Origin of the sequence: Mycobacterium sp., assembly GCF_049647605.1 — a bacterium.
In the GTDB taxonomy this organism is placed as follows: Bacteria; Actinomycetota; Actinomycetes; order Mycobacteriales; family Mycobacteriaceae; genus Mycobacterium.
This window is the reverse complement of sequence record NZ_JBARXZ010000106.1, coordinates 1-15,652: the sequence shown is the minus strand read 5'-3', so window position 1 is coordinate 15,652 and position 15,652 is coordinate 1. Positions and strand designations below refer to the sequence as shown.

The window sequence follows — 15,652 nt, the reverse complement described above, 5'->3', positions numbered from 1 at the left end:
GACGGGAGTGGCCAGGGTGACGCCTTGGGCCGGCAACGCGACGGCACCGGCCACCAGTTCACCGCGCTCCCACAGCGCCACATGCACCGCCCAGTCCGTGCGACCGAGCTCCGAGAACTCCCGGGTGCCGTCGAGCGGATCGACGATCCAAACCCGATCCGAAGTCAACCGGATCGGGTCGTCGGCCCCCTCTTCGGACAGCACCGCGTCACCCGGCCGCTCAGCCGCCAACGCCTCCATCAAGAAGTCGTGAGACCGTTTGTCTCCCGCATCTTTCCGGTCCTTGGCATCGGCATCGGCAAACTCGACACGCACCCCCAGGAGAAGCTCACCGGCCTGAGCGGCCAGCCGTGCCGCAACCTCGTGGTCGTTCACCGCTCCCCCGTCAGCAAGGCGACCACGCTGGCGGCCAACTCATCCGGTGTGGAGCCCGGGGTCAGACGCAGATCAGGGCTCTTCGGCCGCTGGTACGGGCTGTCGATCCCGGTGAAGTGGGTGATCTCGCCGGCACGGGCCTTGGCGTACAGCCCCTTCGGGTCCCGTCGTTCACAGTCCTCCAGCGGAGTGTCCATGAACACCTCGAAGAACTCGAAACCCTGGTCGCCGTGCACCTTTCGGGCCAACTCGCGGTGCTCTTCCAGCGGGCTGATGGCCGGAACCAGCACGGTGAGTCCCGAATCTGCCATCAGCGTGGCGATGTGCGCCAGGCGGCGCAGGTTCTCGGCACGGTCGGCCATGGAGAATCCCAGGTCGGCATTGAGCCCGTGCCGGAGGTTGTCACCATCGAGAACATAGGCCGGGCAGCCCTTCTCGAGCAGCTGCTGTTCCACCAGGACCGCCACCGACGATTTCCCGGATCCGGACAGCCCGGTGAACCACACGGTCCGGCCCTTGGAGAGCCGATCCTCGGTCGACACCAGCGACTGATGCCGGACGGTGTTGGGCGTGGCGGCCCGGGAGGCCACCGGAGTGGTGTCGCGCACCATGCCCGCACCGACGGTGCTGTTGGTGTCGGGGTCGATCAGGATGAACGAACCGGTGGCCGCGTTGCGGGAATACTCGTCGAGTAGCAGCGGGTGCTGGGTGCGCAATGTGATCCGGCCGAGCTCGTTGAGCTTCAACGCCGTTGCCGACTTGTCGCGGTGCAGGGTGTTGACGTCCAGCCGGTAGTCCAAGGCGGCCACCCGGGCCCTGGTGGTCCGCGAGGTGTGCTTGATCAGGTAGTCGCGGCCCGGCTCGAGTGCGGCATCGTCGGCCATCCAGCACACCGTGGCGTCGAAGTCCTGGGTGGCGTGCGGCTGGTTGTTGACCCGGGCGATCATGTCGCCGCGCGAGATGTCGATATCGTCGGCCAGGCTGACCGATACCGCCATCGGCGGGAAGGCTTCCTCCACGGGCCCGGTGGGGCTGTCGATGACGGTGATCCGGGTGGTCTTCCCGGCCGGGAGCACCACCACCTCGTCACCGGGACGCATGACACCACTGGCGACGGTGCCGGCATAGCTGCGGTGGTCGGCGTGCTCATGGGTCTGCGGCCGGATCACGTACTGCACCGGGAATCTCACGTCCACCAGGTTGCGGTCACCGGCGATGTAGACCTCTTCGAGGTGGCTCAGCAGTGCCGGCCCCTCGTACCACGGCGTGTTGACCGACTTGGTCACCACGTTGTCGCCCTGCAGCGCCGACATCGGAATGGTCGTCACATCGTGGACATCCAAACGTGCTGCAAAAGCGTGGAATTCGTCCCGAATGTCCTCGAACTTCTGCCGATCCCAGTCGATCAGGTCCATCTTGTTGACGGCCAGGACGATGTGCTGGATACCCAGCAGCGATGCCAGGAAGGCATGCCTGCGGGACTGTTCGAGCAGGCCGTGCCGAGCGTCGACGAGCACGATCGCCAGCTGCGCGGTGGACGTACCGGTCACCATGTTGCGGGTGTACTGGATGTGCCCCGGCGTGTCGGCGATGATGAATTTCCGCTTGGGCGTGGCGAAGTAGCGGTAGGCGACATCGATGGTGATGCCCTGCTCACGCTCGGATCGCAAGCCGTCCGTGACGAGTGCCAGGTCGGTGTAGTCGTGCCCGCGCTCCTTGGAGGTGCGCTCGACGGCCGCCAGCTGATCCTCCATGACGGCCTTCGAGTCGAAGAGCAACCGTCCGATCAGAGTGGACTTGCCGTCGTCGACGGATCCGGCCGTCGCAAGCCTCAACAGAGTTGTCATCGATCAATCCCCCATCGGTTCGCCGGCCCCATGTCAATTCCCCGTCGCATCAGAAGTACCCCTCGCGTTTACGGTCTTCCATACCTGCCTCGGAGATCCGGTCATCGGCTCGGGTGGCGCCCCGCTCGGTCAGCCGCGACAGTGCGGTCTCCGCGATCACCTGCTCGACGGTCGCGGCCGTCGACTCCACGCAGCCGGTGCAGGTGACATCGCCGACGGTGCGGAACCGCACCGAGGTCTCGAAGACTCTTTCCCCGTCGTTCGGTTGCATGAATTCGTGGACCGCCAGCAGCATGCCGTCGCGCTCGAACACCGGGCGACGGTGGGCGTAGTAGATCGGCGGAAGCGTGATCTCCTCGGCGCCGATGTAGGCCCAGATGTCGTATTCGGTCCAGTTGGACAGCGGGAACACCCGGATGTGCTCACCCTTGCGGTGCCGGCCGTTGTAGATGTTCCACAGCTCGGGGCGTTGGCTCTTCGGGTCCCACTGGCCGAACTCGTCGCGGAAGCTGAACACCCGCTCCTTGGCCCGGGCCTTCTCCTCGTCGCGGCGCGCACCGCCGAATGCGGCGTCGAACTTGTTCTCACGGATGCCCCGCAAGAGCGTCACGGTCTGCAGCGGGTTACGGGAGGGCCCGTTGTCGACGACGCGGCCGGCCGCGATGTCGTCTTCGACGCTGGAGACGACCAGGCGGACCCCATGCTGGGCCACCAGGGCATCGCGGGTGCTGATCACTTCCTCGAAGTTGTGCCCGGTGTCGACGTGCATCACCGGGAACGGCAGCCGGCCTGGGGCGAAGGCCTTGACTGCCAGGTGCAACATCACGATCGAGTCCTTGCCGCCGGAGAACAGCAGCACGGGCCGCTCGAACTCGGCGGCCACCTCCCGGATGATGTGGATGGATTCGGCTTCCAGCGACCGCAGCTGACTCAGCTCGTACTGGCCGGCGGCGGGCTCTTGTGTCGCAGTCGGTGACATGCGTTTCCTCGTAATGTTGGTAGAACTGACCAGGATTACAATCTTAGCCAGGAATAAAACCAAACCGGGACAGCCCTGTCAATCGACGGCAGCCGGCCGATATCGCCTACGACTACGCTGATAGCCATGGCTGAGTCGATGTCCGCGAAGAAGAATGCGAATGCTGTCGCGAATTTCCTTGCCGCTCAGCGATACTCGCGAGAGCAAGTGTTTGCCGAGCCGTGCCCGGTGCCGAGTCAGGCGGGCGCTCACGGGTGGTGGTTCCGCGACATCCCAGGTGAGATCGACACCTCCGGCTGCGAACAGCAGGACGGCTGGACACTGCTCTACGTCGGCATCAGCCCCGGTCCGCCGCGTACCGACGGCAAGCCCGCCCACCCGCAAGACCTCCGCAAGCGCGTCCGGTATCACTTCGGTGCCGGCAATGCGAGCGCGGACGGCTCGACGCTGCGCAAGTCGCTGGGCGTACTGCTCGGTGACCGGCTCGGCCTCGAGCTGCGCCGCATCGGCTCCGGAAAACGGCAGACCTTCGCCGGCGGCGAACCCGTCCTCACCAACTGGATGGCCGAGAACGCCGCCGTGTCGTGGGTGCTGCACCCCGAACCGTGGTTCTTGGAAGGCAAACTGCTGGCTGCGCTGGTGCTGCCACTGAACGTCCAGGACAACGAGCACAACAGCTTCGCCCCAGAGCTCAAGAGGCTGCGCCGGGCAGCCGCGGTGAAGGCCGGCAAGATGCGGGTGCTCGCAGAGTGGTCTTAGACGCCGGCTCCCGGCCTCACAAGCTCACCTCCGTGAGCCGGCCGGTGGCGACATCGAAGACGAAGCCACGCAGCGACGTGTGCAGGGTGACAAACGGGCTGAGTTCGATACGGCGCAGCGACTGCCGCACGTCCTCCGCCGGATCGGCAAACGCCTCCGCCGACCACGCCGGCTTCACCCCGGTTTCCTCCTGGATGGCGGCTTTGAAGGCGTCGTCGGTGAAGGTGAGCATGCCGCAGTCGGTGTGATGGATCAGGATGATCTCCCTGGTGCCCAGCAGCCGCTGGCTGATCGCCAGTGAGCGGATCTCGTCGTCGGTCACCACTCCCCCGGCATTGCGGATGACGTGGGCCTCCCCGTCGGCCAGCCCCAGGATGCGGTACACATCGAGCCGCGCGTCCATGCAGGCGACGACGGCGACGTGCTTGGACGGCGGCAGCGGTAGCGGCCCCACAAACGTGCGGGCGTACTCGGCGTTGTTGGCCAGATATTCGTCGGTGACGGTCACGGTCTGCTCCTCGTTCGAAAGGTCAGACTGATCTTGGCACGCCCAGATCGACCCAATGGTGTCCCGCACTCGCACAAGTTCGCCCGATTGTGAGTTTGGGCGGGTGCGCGGAACACGCCGGACGGCGGTGTCATGCGGGTACGCACCGGCATCTCCTACCCTGTGCCCATGCCACCGAGCCGCGCGAGCAGCGAATGACGCGTTTCCTGACGCGCCGGTTCCTCAACTACGTGGTGCTGCTGGTGCTGGCATCCTTCCTGACCTTCACCCTGGCCTCGCTGTCCTTCGAACCGCTCGACAGCCTGCTCGAGCGCAACCCGCGCCCGCCTCAGTCGGTGATCGACGCCAAAGCCGCCGAACTCGGTCTCGACAAGCCGATCCCGCTGCGCTACCTCGACTGGGCAGCGGGCGCCGTCCAGGGCGATTTCGGCACCACGGTCGGCGGGCAGCCGGTCGCCGACGAACTGGGCCGCCGCATCGGGGTCAGTATGCGGCTGCTGATCATCGGTTCCGTGGTGGGCGCGGTCCTCGGTGTGGTCCTCGGTGCGTGGAGTGCCATCCGCCAGTACCGCCTGTCGGACCGCTTCATCACGATCCTGTCGCTGCTGATCATCAGCGCTCCCACATTTGTCATCGCCAACCTGCTGATCCTCGCGGCCCTGAAGGTGAACTCGATCCTCGGGGTGCAGATCTTCGACTACATCGGCGAGACGTCGCCGGACCCCATCTATGGCAGTTGGAACCAGTTCGTCGACCGCATCCAGCACCTCATCCTGCCGTCGATGACTTTGGCCCTCGGCGCGATCGCCGGCTACAGCCGATATCAGCGCAACGCCATGCTCGACGTCCTGGGCCAGGACTTCATCCGCACCGCCCGCGCCAAAGGACTGACCCGCCGGCAAGCCTTGTTCAAACACGGCCTGCGCACCGCCCTGATCCCGATGGCGACGCTGTTCGCCTACGGGGTCGGCGCGCTGGTCACCGGCGCGGTGTTCGTCGAGCAGATCTATGGCTGGCACGGCATCGGCGAGTGGACCATCCAGGGCATCAACACCCAGGACACCAACATCGTTGTGGCCGTTACGGTGTTCGCCGGCGCGGTGATCCTGCTGTCGGGGCTGCTCTCGGACATCCTCTACGCGGTCCTCGACCCGAGGGTGCGGACCCAATGACCGAACCCGCTTCGACCAGCGCCCGCTCCGGGCTGCACGCCGACACGTTCACCTCCCGTCGTCAACTGGTACTGCGCCGGTTCCTGCGCAACCGACCCGCGGTGGTGTCTTTGGTGCTGCTGTCGCTGATGTTTGCGGGCTGCTACGCCCTGCCCCCGCTGCTGCCCTGGTCCTACACCGATCTGGACTACTACGCCCTGCAGGCACCGCCGAGCCCCCAGCACTGGTTCGGCACCAACGCCCTGGGCCAGGACCTGCTGGCACTGACGCTGCGCGGTATGCAGAAGTCGCTGCTGATCGGCCTGTGCGTGGCGCTGATGTCGACGGTCATCGCGGCCACCGTCGGCGCCATCGCCGGCTATTTCGGAGGGTGGCGTGACCGGGCCCTGATGTGGCTGGTCGATCTGCTGCTGGTGGTGCCCAGCTTCCTGCTGATCGCCATTCTGACGCCCCGGATCAAGGGCGGCGGCGGCAGTCTGATCCTGTTGATCGTGCTGCTCGGTGGGTTCAGCTGGATGATCAGCTCCCGGATCGTGCGGGGCCTCACGATGAGCCTGCGCGACCGCGAATACGTCAGGGCCGCACGGTACATGGGCGTGTCCAACTGGCGCATCATCGTCCGTCACGTCCTGCCGAACGTCGCCTCGATCCTGATCATCGACACCGCGCTCACCGTCGGAGTTGCCATCCTGGCCGAAACCGGGCTCAGCTTCCTGGGATTCGGTGTTCAACCGCCGGACGTGTCGCTGGGCACCCTGATCGCCGACGGCACCAAATCGATCCTCACCTTCCCCTGGGTGTTCCTGTTCCCCGCCGGGATCCTGGTGCTGATCGTGCTGTGCGCCAATCTGATCGGCGACGGCCTGCGCGACGCGGTCGATCCCGGCGCCGGCAACCTGCGGCGTCGGGCCAAGAAGCGGAGCGCAGCCTCGTGAACGAACTGCTGGCCGTCGACAACCTGGCGGTGACGTTCCCGACGGACGGTGCCCCGGTCACCGCGGTGCGCGGGGTAAGCCTGCGGGTCGGCCCCGGCGAGGTGGTGGCCGTCGTCGGCGAATCCGGTTCCGGCAAATCCGCCACCGCCATGGCCGTCATCGGCCTGCTCCCCGAGTACGCCGAGGTCAGCGGGTCGGTGCGGTTGCACGGCACCGAACTGCTGGGCCTCGACGACAACTCGATGTCACGGATCCGGGGAAAATCCATCGGCACCGTGTTCCAGGACCCGATGTCCGCGCTGACCCCGGTCTACACCGTCGGCGATCAGATCGCCGAAGCCATCACGGTGCATGCGCGGCGCAACGGCGGCGCGAACAAATCGAGCTCGCGGCGGCGGGCACTGGAACTGCTGGAGTTGGTCGGCATCAACCAGCCGGAGCGCCGCGCCCGGGCCTTCCCCCACGAACTGTCCGGCGGCGAACGCCAACGCGTGGTGATCGCCATCGCGATCGCCAACGATCCCCACCTGCTGATCTGCGACGAACCGACCACCGCGCTCGATGTCACGGTGCAGGCGCAGATCCTCGACGTGCTCAAGACCGCTCGCGACGTCACCGGGGCCGGCGTCCTGATCATCACCCACGACCTCGGGGTGGTCGCCGAATTCGCCGACCGCTCGGTGGTGATGTACGCCGGGCGCGCCGTGGAGACCTCGCCGGTGGACCGGCTCTACCACCAGCGCCGAATGCCGTACACCATCGGCCTGTTGGGGTCGGTGCCCCGCCTGGATGCCCCGCAGGGCACCCGACTGGTGCCGATCCCGGGGACCCCGCCATCGTTGGCCGGCCTGGACCCCGGGTGCCCGTTTGCCCCGCGCTGTCCCCTGGCGATCGATGACTGCCGCACCCGGGAACCGGATCTGGTGCAGATCACCGACCACCACCACGCCGCCTGCATCCGCACCGATCAGACCGCCGGGCGCAGCGCCGCCGACATCTTTCGTGTGGCCACCACACCGCCGGCCGCCGAGGCGCCCGGCTCCGAGGTTGTCGTCGCGGTGTCGAACCTCTCCAAGACCTACCGCCTCACCAAGGGCGCGGTGTTCCGTCGCACCATCGGCGAGGTCCGGGCCGTCGACGACATCAGCTTCGAACTGCGGCGCGGCCAAACCCTGGGCATCGTCGGGGAATCCGGATCCGGCAAATCCACCACCTTGCACCAGATCCTGGAACTGACTGCGCCACAGTCAGGTTCGGTGACCGTTCTGGGCACCGACGTCGCCACCCTGAACAAGGCGCAGCGACGAGAGCTGCGGCGCGATCTGCAGGTGGTGTTCCAGGACCCGGTGGCATCCCTGGACCCGCGGCTACCCATCTTCGAGGTGCTGGCAGAGCCGTTGCAGGCCAACGGTTTCGACAAGACCGCCACCAAGACCCGGGTGGCCGAGCTGTTGGAGCTCGTCGGGATGCAAAACAGCGACGCCGGGCGCTATCCGGCCGAGTTCTCCGGCGGGCAGAAACAGCGGATCGGGATCGCCCGGGCCCTGGCCCTGCAACCCAAGGTGCTCGCCCTCGACGAGCCGGTGTCGGCGCTGGATGTGTCGATCCAGGCCGGCATCCTCAACCTGCTGTTGGATCTACAGCGCAGCTTGGGGCTGTCCTACCTGTTCATCTCCCATGACCTGTCGGTGGTCAAGCACCTGGCCCACCGGGTGGCGGTGATGTACAAGGGCGCCATCGTGGAGCAGGGCGACGCCGACGAAGTGTTCTCCCGCCCGCAACACGAGTACACCCGTAAGCTGCTCGCCGCCGTCCCGCAGGTATCCGGCTAGCCTGATCGGCATGACGCTTCGACGCTGCGCCGCCGTGCTGTTGACCGCCACGCTGCTGCTGGCCGGATGCTCGAGCGAACCCCGACAGCTCCCGTCGGCGGGCGGGAACGCCGAAGTGGGCGCCACCAGCGATATCAATCCCCAAGATGTGGCGAATCTGCAGCAGGGCGGCAACCTGCGGCTGGCGCTGGCGGCGATGCCGAACAACTTCAACTCCCTGCACCTCGACAGTGAAGGCACCGGTGCGGCCATGCTGCGCTGGACCATGCCGCGGGCGTTCCGGGTGGCCCCCGACGGCTCCACCGAGGTCAACACCGACTTCTTCACCGATGTGGAGCTCACCAGCGAGGATCCGCAGGTGGTCACCTACACCATCAATCCCAAGGCGGTGTGGACCGACGGCACACCGATCACCTGGGAGGACATCGCCTCGCAGATCAACGCCACCAATGGCCGCAATCCCGAGTTCATCATCGGCAATTCGGCATTGAGCGAACGGGTGGCCTCGGTGACCCGGGGCGTCGACGACCGGCAGGCGGTGGTGACCTTCGGTTCGCACTTCACCGACTGGCAGAACCTGTTCTCCGGCAACGACATGCTGCTGCCCAAGTCGATGACCGAGAACCCGGAGGTGTTCAACCGCGGCCAGCTCAACCGGCCCGGCCCGTCGGCGGGACCGTTCATGGTGGAATCCGTGGACCGCACCGCGCAGCGAATCACGTTGGTGCGCAACCCGGATTGGTGGGGTACTCCTCCCCTGCTGGACCGGGTCACCTACCTGGTGCTCGACGATGCCGCGCGGATCCCGGCCCTGCAGAACAACACCATCGATGCTACGGGGCTGGCCAGCCTCGATGAGCTGACCACCGCGCGCAACACCCCGGGCATCGTGATCAGGCGGACCCCGGCGCTGCAGTGGTATCACCTGACGTTCAACGGCGCCCCCGGCTCGATCCTGGAGGACAAGGATCTGCGGCTGGCCGTCATGAGAGGTATCGACCGCCAGGCCATCGCCAATGTGAGTCAGCGCGGCCTGGTGGACACGCCGGTGCCGCTGAACAACCACATCTATGTCGCCGGCCAGCAGGGCTATCAGGACAACAGCGAGGTGGTGGCCTACGACCCGGAGAAGGCCAAGCAGGAGCTGGACGAGCTGGGCTGGCGGCTCAACGGCCAGTTCCGGGAGAAGGACGGCCGTCAGCTGGTGATCCGCAACGTGTTCTACGACGCGCAGTCCACCCGCCAGATCGCCCAGGTGGCGCAGAACAGCCTGGCCCAGATCGGGGTCAACATGCAGCTGGTCGCCGCACCGGGCGGCAGCCTGTTCACCGATTACGTCACCGTCGGGAACTTCGATGTCACCCAGTTTTCCTGGATGGCTGATGCTTTTGCGCTGTGCTGCCTCACCCAGATCTACACCACCGGAGCCGAGAGCAACTTCGGCAAGATCAGCAGCCCGGAGATCGACACCAAGGCCGGCGAGGTGCTCGACGAGCTGGATCCGCAGCGGGCCGAACAGTTGGCCAACGAGTTCGACAAACTCATCTGGGCCGAAGGTTTCAGCCTGCCGCTGTTCCAGTCACCCGGCAATGTCGCCGTCCGCGACACCCTGGCCAACTACGGTCCGGCCGGTCTCGGCGACCTCGACTACACCAAGATCGGTTTCATGAAGCCGGGTTCTTAGGGCGGCGCCCCGCCGTCAGGGGCGGGATCGCCGGGATAGCGCTCTCGACGGCGGTGGCCGCCGCGACCGCGCCGACAAGCACCCGCAGTTCGGGATTGGCCGGCAACGTGTCGAGTTCGGCGGCCCGTCCGGGTAGCGACGGGATCTCCCCGTCGACGGCGGCCTTGGCGACTTCCAGCGCGGCGCGTTCGCGGGTGTCCAGCACACTGTGCGCCGTCGTCGGTAGCTGCACCAGCACCGCGCCGGGGATCGACTCGGCAACTCTGTGCGCCAGAACAGGCGGGGTGGTCAGGTCGCGGCTACCGGAGAGCACCGCCGTCGGCCAGGTGAACCCCGGCATGCTCGCCACCAGATCGTAGGGCTCGGCCTCGAACATCGGCGTCGGCCCGGGCATCTCCTGTGCCATCTGAGCCAGGGCGGGAGATGGGTCGAGCGGCAGACCGTCGGGCTCGCCGGAGAAGTCCAGTTCGCGGAAGGCGATCCGGCCCACCAGGTCCACCTCGTTGCGATAGGGCGCCTTGCGCAGGGTGAATCGGCTCAACTCATCGAGTAGCCGCCATAGCAGCGTGCGGCCCTCCAACAGCAGGTCCAGTTGCCGATTCAGCAGGTCGGCACCCCCGTAGCCGTAGATCATGGTGATGATCTCGCTGGCATCGGACGTCAGCGTGCCGTCCTCGACAAGCCGGCGGATCTTGGGGGCCAGCTCCACCGTGTCGGGTTCGCTGCCGTCGAACAGCAGCTCCCGGATCGCTTGGCGGGCGGCGCCGATGTCGTCGGCCGACAGCACCGGGGAGTCCAGCACCATCGCGTGCACCCGATCGCCGTGCGACACCCCGACACCCGCCGCGAGATAGCTGCCGTAAGACGTTCCGTAGATCACCGCGGTGCGGATGTCCTCGGCGTCCAGGACGGCGGCGATATCGTCGACCGCCTGGTGCACGGTGATGGCTTCCGGCGGCAGGTCGGCACCGGCGTCATCGTGGCGTGACATTCCGATCCCACGGTGCTCGACCATGATGACATCGAGGCCGGCATTGACTGCCCGGCGCCGCAAACCCTTGTAGAGCTGCACCGATGCCATTCCCGGCCCGCCGGGGACAAACACCACCGGGTGCGCCGACGGTGTGCCCGAACGAACATAGAACAGGTTGAAGTCGGCGCCGGAGCCCGGCGTCACAGGCCGGCGCACGGACTTCACCCCAGGCAGGGACGCGAGCTTGTCATGCACTCGCCGGCGTTTGTCGTTCAGTGTCATCGCCTGCAATTGTGCCCGGCGAATCTGGGCAGGCGTTCAGCCCGGCGCGCCCTCGTCGTCGACCGGTCTAACCGACGCGCCGCGGCGCACCCGCCAGGTGGTCGTCGTGAGTGCGCTGCAGGAATTCGCCGATGGCCGCAACGGCGGTCCCGGTACGGCGCCCGTCGGTCAAGTCGAAGGCGTGCCCCGCCCCCGGAAGTTCCAGGTATTCGACCCCAGAGCGGGACACCGCCCCCAGACGTTTGACGAAGTCGCGGGCCTGCGCGACCGGGATGACCCGATCTCCGGTGCCGTGCACCACCAGGAACGGTGGCGCATCGGCGCGGACCCGAAGTATGGGCGAGGCCTGCTCGAAGACCTCGGCCCGGGCCTCGATCCGGTCCCGGACCACGATCCGCTCGAGGAACCGGACAAACTCGTCGCGCTCGCTCGTGGACCGGTCCACCCAGTCGTATCGGCCGTAGATACCCACCACGGCGTCCACCGACGTGTCGGTCCCGGCAGGCAGTTCGGTGGCGTACTCCCCCGGGGTCAAACCGGTCAGCGCCGCCAGGTGCCCACCGGCCGAAGCGCCGGCCACGGCAACAAAACCCGGATCGCCCCCGACAGTGTGGACATGCCGTCGCGCCCAAGCGATCGCGGCCTTCACATCCTGGACGTGGCGCGGCCACCGATGCTGCGGAGCCACCCGGTAATCGATCGACAGACACACCCAGCCCTGACTGGCCAGCGCCGACATCAGGGCATAACCCTGCATCACCCGGCTGCCGTGGATCCAGCCCCCGCCGGGGAGGAACACCAGCACCGGCGCCGGTCCGGCGGGCAAGTCTTTGCGGCGCCACACGTCGAGCAGCTGTCCGGGTGCCGATCCATAGGCCACATTGCTGCGGTACAAGAACTGTCGACGCTGGTCCCAGGCACGCAGCATCGGCGGCACCGGGTCCGAGGCCCACACGATCGAGGACTCGTCAGGCGCCTCGAGATCGACGGGCCGCGGCGCCTTCGGCTTCCACATTCCGGCGATCATCCCGGGCAGCACCCGGGAACCGAACGCCCCGGCAGCGGTCAACGTCCCCAGCGGTTCCAGGTGGCGCCCCACCACGGGCAGGCGCGCGGCGGTATCGGTGAACGCCAACGCGGCATCGAGTGGCGGGAGTCCGAACATCGGTGAAGCGTAGCGCCGGCAGTGCCCGGTCCACCGGGAATTGCGCAGACCACCGGCCAGGCCGCCCACCGGGAATTTGGCCTCCGCGGCGGGCGACACCGGTGTCCACAGCGGTTGATGAGGGTGGCCCTTAGGTTCGCGCTGAGCCGAAGCAGTGTCTCGGGGCGGGCGCCTCGGTAGAACCGGTGACATGACTCAAGCAACCCCTGTGGAACTCCAGCTTCCGGGCTCAGCCGCCTTCAACGAGCTGCTCGCCGACATCGGCTCCGGCGCCAAGGACCGAGACCTCAACGACGAGAATCCCTTTGACCAGGTATCGGCGTTGAAACGGGCCGGATTCGGCACCCTGCGGCTACCTCCGGAACTCGGCGGTGCAGGTTTGTCGGTACGCGAGCTGTTTTCCACCGTCATCGATGTGGCCCGCGCAGATCCCATAGTCGCGCATATCTTCCGAGCCCATTTCTGGTTCGTCGAAGAACGGCTGCGCACCGTGGACACCCCCGTTTCGCAGCGATGGCTGAAAAAAGCGGCCGAGGGCAAGATCTTCGGCAACGCATTCAGCGAAAAGGGCAGCCTGGCCGTCGGCAGCCTGGTGTTCAACACCAGGCTGTTACCCGCCGACGGCGGCTACTTCCGGCTGACCGGCGAGAAGTACTACAGCACCGGCACCCTGTTCGCCGACTACCTGACCGTGGCCGCCACCACCGACCACGACTCGGTGGCATCGGTGATCGTGCCCACCGACCGCACCGGTGTCCGGCTCGTCGACGACTGGGACGGTTTCGGGCAACGCCGGACCGGCACCGGCACCACCATTTTCAGCGGGGTCACGGTGTCCCCCGAGGAGATCCTGGTCGACTCACCCTATGACGCCGAACCGGCACCGACGGTGCAGTATGCATCCCTGCAGCTCTACATCCACGCGGTGGTGGCGGGGGTGCTGGCCTCGGTGGTCGACGACGGGGTGGCACTCCTGAGGTCGCGCACCCGTAGCTTCAGCCACGCGCTGGCCGAAAATCCGGTCGACGACCCGCTGCATCAGAAGCTGCTGGGCGAGCTGGCCAGTACTGCCTACATCGCCCGGACCGCCGTGCTGGATGCCGCCGATACCATTGCCGCCGCCAATGATTCGGCCGTCGACGGTGTTCCCGACGCGGAGGCCGCCGCTGCGGCACAGCTGGCGGTGGCGAAGGTCAAGGTGCATCTCGATGCCATCGCACCGGAGGCAGCAACCCGGCTGCTCGAACTCGGCGGGGCCAGCGCGGCGAGCCGGACCCGCAATCTCGACCGGCACTGGCGCAATATCCGCACCATCACACTGCACAATCCCGTCGCGCTGAAGGCGCGCGCCATCGGCGTGAACCTGTTGCACGGCACCCCTCTTCCCGCCAACGCCTACTTCTGAGCGGTGGTTTCGGCGCGCCTTCCATCAACGGCAGGCGCGCCGGAACCCGCCACCTACTGACCCCTACGAGCCGGCGGTGACTTCGACCCGGTGGGCACCGTCAACACCCTCGTAGCGGTCCGGCGAGCAGGTCAGCACGATCACCTGCCCGCGGGCGCCCGCGACGTCGAGCACTTCGTTCATCTTGACCAGCCGGCCGGGGTCGGTGAACCCGAGCGCATCATCGATGACCACGGGCACCGAGTCTTCCGCGTCGACAAGCGAGGCCACCGCCAACCGCGCGACGATGCCCAACTGTTCCTTGGCACCGCCGGACAACGACTCATACGGCACCGTGCGCCCGTCAAGGGTGCGGTGTCGAATCTGCAGGTCACTATCGACTTCGACTTCGAAAGTGGGCCCGAACACCACCCGGCCCAACCGTTCGATCTCGGTGCGGAACGGATCGACATAACGCTGCCTGGTGTCGTCGCGGTGGCGCACCATCACGGTGCGCAGCATCTGGGCCGCCCGGGCCCGGCCGTGCACGCGGCCATACGTGGAGGCCGCATGCTCACGGCAAATCTGGGCCGCATCGAGCTTGCCGCTGCGACCTTCACTGCCGAACAGTGTCAGCGCTACATTCACGTCCCGTAGCTCACCGGTGAGACGGTCGTGGTGACGGCGCACTTCTGCCAGAACTGCACGGGCGGCGGCGAGTTCGGCATCGACGGCCTCGGGTCCGGCCTCCGCGAGCCGGGCCGAGAGCTGCTGCACCTCCGCAGCGACCCGCACCGCGACATCGGCGGCCTCCCGGGCCCGCAACGCGATCTCGTCGTCGCCGACCGCGGCGCGTTGCGCATTGAGCCGTTCCTGGGCGGCGGTGAGCTCTGCCTGTGCCGTGGTGACCTTCGCCTGACACACCTGCGTGCCGGCCGAACGCTGGCCGAGCTGGGCCGCGGCCGCCGCCGCCACCTTCTGCTGGGTGTTGTTGCGGGTGTGTGCCGCGGTGAGATCGGCTTCGGCGGCGCCGAGTTCAGCCTGCGCCTGGCCTAGATCGCCCGCAGCATCCTCCGACCCGGCCGACCCGCCGTCGCGCAGCGCGGCCAGCCGCGCCCGAAGTTCCACCACCTCGTCGTCACCGCAGAGCCCCTCCAGGGTGGCGGTGCACTGGTTACGCCGGTCGGTGAGTTCGCGGCGACGCTGGTCGAGGGCACGCGCCTCCTCCAGGCCGGACACCGCCCCTGCAGTCAGTTGTTCCTGCAGATGTTGTTCTGCCAAAACCAGTTTGGCGCTGGTCTCAGCCGCGGTAGCCCCCGGGTCGATGCGGGCGGCCAGCACCCCGGGAAGCCGGATCACCGACGCCTCTGGCACCGAGAGCACAACCGACTGACCTTCGGCCAGCTCGACGGTGCGCTCGCCGACGGTCACCTCGACCGGCGACTCCGCCGTGAGCTCGACACGTGGCGCAGTCAGGTCCACCTGCGCCCGCACGATGTCCACGGCCGCGGCGGCACGCTCGATGGAACCAAAGATCTTGTCGGTCAAGATGATCGGCTGCAGCGCAGCCGTGATCTCGGCACATTCGAGGGTCAGCGCATCGATCCGGGCCAACCTGGCAGCCAGCCGGTCGGCCTCGTCACGGTCGGCGAGCCGCAGCAGGGCGCGGCGCGCGTCGTCGCGGCGTTGCTGCGCTGCAACAAGTTCAGCGGCCGCAGCCGTTGCGGCTTCATCGGCGGCGGCGACCGTCGCGGTAC

General features: G+C 67.2%; 12 protein-coding genes and 1 pseudogene. 6 read left to right on the top strand and 7 right to left on the bottom strand.

The features are described from left to right. From WBB07_RS13810 to cysD, 3 genes are all read right to left on the bottom strand, one after another. Window positions 1-375: inositol monophosphatase family protein (locus WBB07_RS13810; protein WP_526308551.1), on the bottom strand; the 375-nt coding region annotated here is incomplete at its 3' end. After that, window positions 372-2,222: a sulfate adenylyltransferase subunit CysN gene (gene cysN / locus WBB07_RS13805; protein ID WP_526308549.1), complete on the bottom strand. Its 1,851-nt coding sequence runs from the start codon at window positions 2,220-2,222 to the stop codon at window positions 372-374. The genes cysN and WBB07_RS13810, both read right to left, overlap by 4 nt. Before the next feature lie 49 nt (window positions 2,223-2,271). Then, window positions 2,272-3,201, bottom strand: a complete 930-nt coding sequence (gene cysD, locus WBB07_RS13800) for a sulfate adenylyltransferase subunit CysD (protein WP_526308547.1) — start codon at window positions 3,199-3,201, stop codon at window positions 2,272-2,274. A 126-nt stretch (window positions 3,202-3,327) separates the two neighbouring features. Between cysD and WBB07_RS13795 the strand changes: the two genes are divergently transcribed. Beyond that, window positions 3,328-3,960 carry a GIY-YIG nuclease family protein gene (locus WBB07_RS13795; protein ID WP_526308545.1) on the top strand — a complete coding sequence of 211 codons (633 nt, stop codon included), beginning with the start codon at window positions 3,328-3,330 and terminating at the stop codon, window positions 3,958-3,960. A gap of 16 nt (window positions 3,961-3,976) precedes the next feature. On the opposite strand, the gene WBB07_RS13790 is transcribed toward WBB07_RS13795, so the two are convergent. After that, the gene (locus WBB07_RS13790; RefSeq protein WP_526308543.1) at window positions 3,977-4,468 is read right to left on the bottom strand and encodes a beta-class carbonic anhydrase; all 492 of its coding nucleotides are present in this window, start codon (window positions 4,466-4,468) and stop codon (window positions 3,977-3,979) included. A gap of 194 nt (window positions 4,469-4,662) precedes the next feature. On the opposite strand from WBB07_RS13790, the gene oppB reads away from it, so the two are divergent. From oppB to oppA, 4 genes are read left to right on the top strand one after another with little or no spacing between them, the layout of a single operon-like run. Beyond that, window positions 4,663-5,640: an oligopeptide ABC transporter permease OppB gene (gene oppB, locus WBB07_RS13785; RefSeq protein ID WP_526308541.1), complete on the top strand. Its 978-nt coding sequence runs from the start codon at window positions 4,663-4,665 to the stop codon at window positions 5,638-5,640. Further along, window positions 5,637-6,575, top strand: a complete 939-nt coding sequence (oppC, locus tag WBB07_RS13780) for an oligopeptide ABC transporter permease OppC (protein WP_526308539.1) — start codon at window positions 5,637-5,639, stop codon at window positions 6,573-6,575. Before oppB ends, oppC begins: the two co-directional genes overlap by 4 nt. Next, window positions 6,572-8,407: an oligopeptide ABC transporter ATP-binding protein OppD gene (oppD, locus tag WBB07_RS13775; protein WP_526308537.1), complete on the top strand. Its 1,836-nt coding sequence runs from the start codon at window positions 6,572-6,574 to the stop codon at window positions 8,405-8,407. The genes oppC and oppD overlap by 4 nt, the downstream gene beginning before the upstream one ends. A gap of 10 nt (window positions 8,408-8,417) precedes the next feature. Next, window positions 8,418-10,091, top strand: a complete 1,674-nt coding sequence (gene oppA / locus WBB07_RS13770) for an oligopeptide ABC transporter substrate-binding protein OppA (protein WP_526308535.1) — start codon at window positions 8,418-8,420, stop codon at window positions 10,089-10,091. Here the strand turns inward: oppA and WBB07_RS13765 are convergent. Next, on the bottom strand, window positions 10,072-11,346 hold the full coding sequence (locus tag WBB07_RS13765; RefSeq protein ID WP_526308534.1) for an alpha/beta hydrolase: 1,275 nt from the start codon (window positions 11,344-11,346) through the stop codon (window positions 10,072-10,074). The two genes, oppA and WBB07_RS13765, sit on opposite strands and share 20 nt — an antisense overlap. 67 nt (window positions 11,347-11,413) lie before the next feature. Beyond that, window positions 11,414-12,511 (bottom strand): alpha/beta hydrolase, encoded by a 1,098-nt coding sequence (locus WBB07_RS13760; RefSeq protein WP_526308532.1) that lies wholly within the window; start codon window positions 12,509-12,511, stop codon window positions 11,414-11,416. Window positions 12,512-12,701: 190 nt separating this feature from the next. Between WBB07_RS13760 and WBB07_RS13755 the strand changes: the two genes are divergently transcribed. After that, window positions 12,702-13,916, top strand: a complete 1,215-nt coding sequence (locus WBB07_RS13755) for an acyl-CoA dehydrogenase family protein (RefSeq protein WP_526308530.1) — start codon at window positions 12,702-12,704, stop codon at window positions 13,914-13,916. A 63-nt stretch (window positions 13,917-13,979) separates the two neighbouring features. Here WBB07_RS13755 and WBB07_RS13750 read toward each other — a convergent pair. After that, window positions 13,980-15,652 (bottom strand): annotated as a pseudogene (locus WBB07_RS13750) (AAA family ATPase); the annotation flags it as partial.

Coding starts and splice junctions, on each gene's coding strand:
- cysN (WP_526308549.1), bottom strand. CDS start 2,222: ATGACAACTCTGTTGAGGCTTGCGACGGCCGGATCCGTCGACGACGGC.
- WBB07_RS13795 (WP_526308545.1), top strand. CDS start 3,328: ATGGCTGAGTCGATGTCCGCGAAGAAGAATGCGAATGCTGTCGCGAAT.
- cysD (WP_526308547.1), bottom strand. CDS start 3,201: ATGTCACCGACTGCGACACAAGAGCCCGCCGCCGGCCAGTACGAGCTG.
- WBB07_RS13755 (WP_526308530.1), top strand. CDS start 12,702: ATGACTCAAGCAACCCCTGTGGAACTCCAGCTTCCGGGCTCAGCCGCC.
- WBB07_RS13760 (WP_526308532.1), bottom strand. CDS start 12,511: ATGTTCGGACTCCCGCCACTCGATGCCGCGTTGGCGTTCACCGATACC.
- oppA (WP_526308535.1), top strand. CDS start 8,418: ATGACGCTTCGACGCTGCGCCGCCGTGCTGTTGACCGCCACGCTGCTG.
- oppB (WP_526308541.1), top strand. CDS start 4,663: ATGACGCGTTTCCTGACGCGCCGGTTCCTCAACTACGTGGTGCTGCTG.
- WBB07_RS13765 (WP_526308534.1), bottom strand. CDS start 11,346: ATGACACTGAACGACAAACGCCGGCGAGTGCATGACAAGCTCGCGTCC.
- oppC (WP_526308539.1), top strand. CDS start 5,637: ATGACCGAACCCGCTTCGACCAGCGCCCGCTCCGGGCTGCACGCCGAC.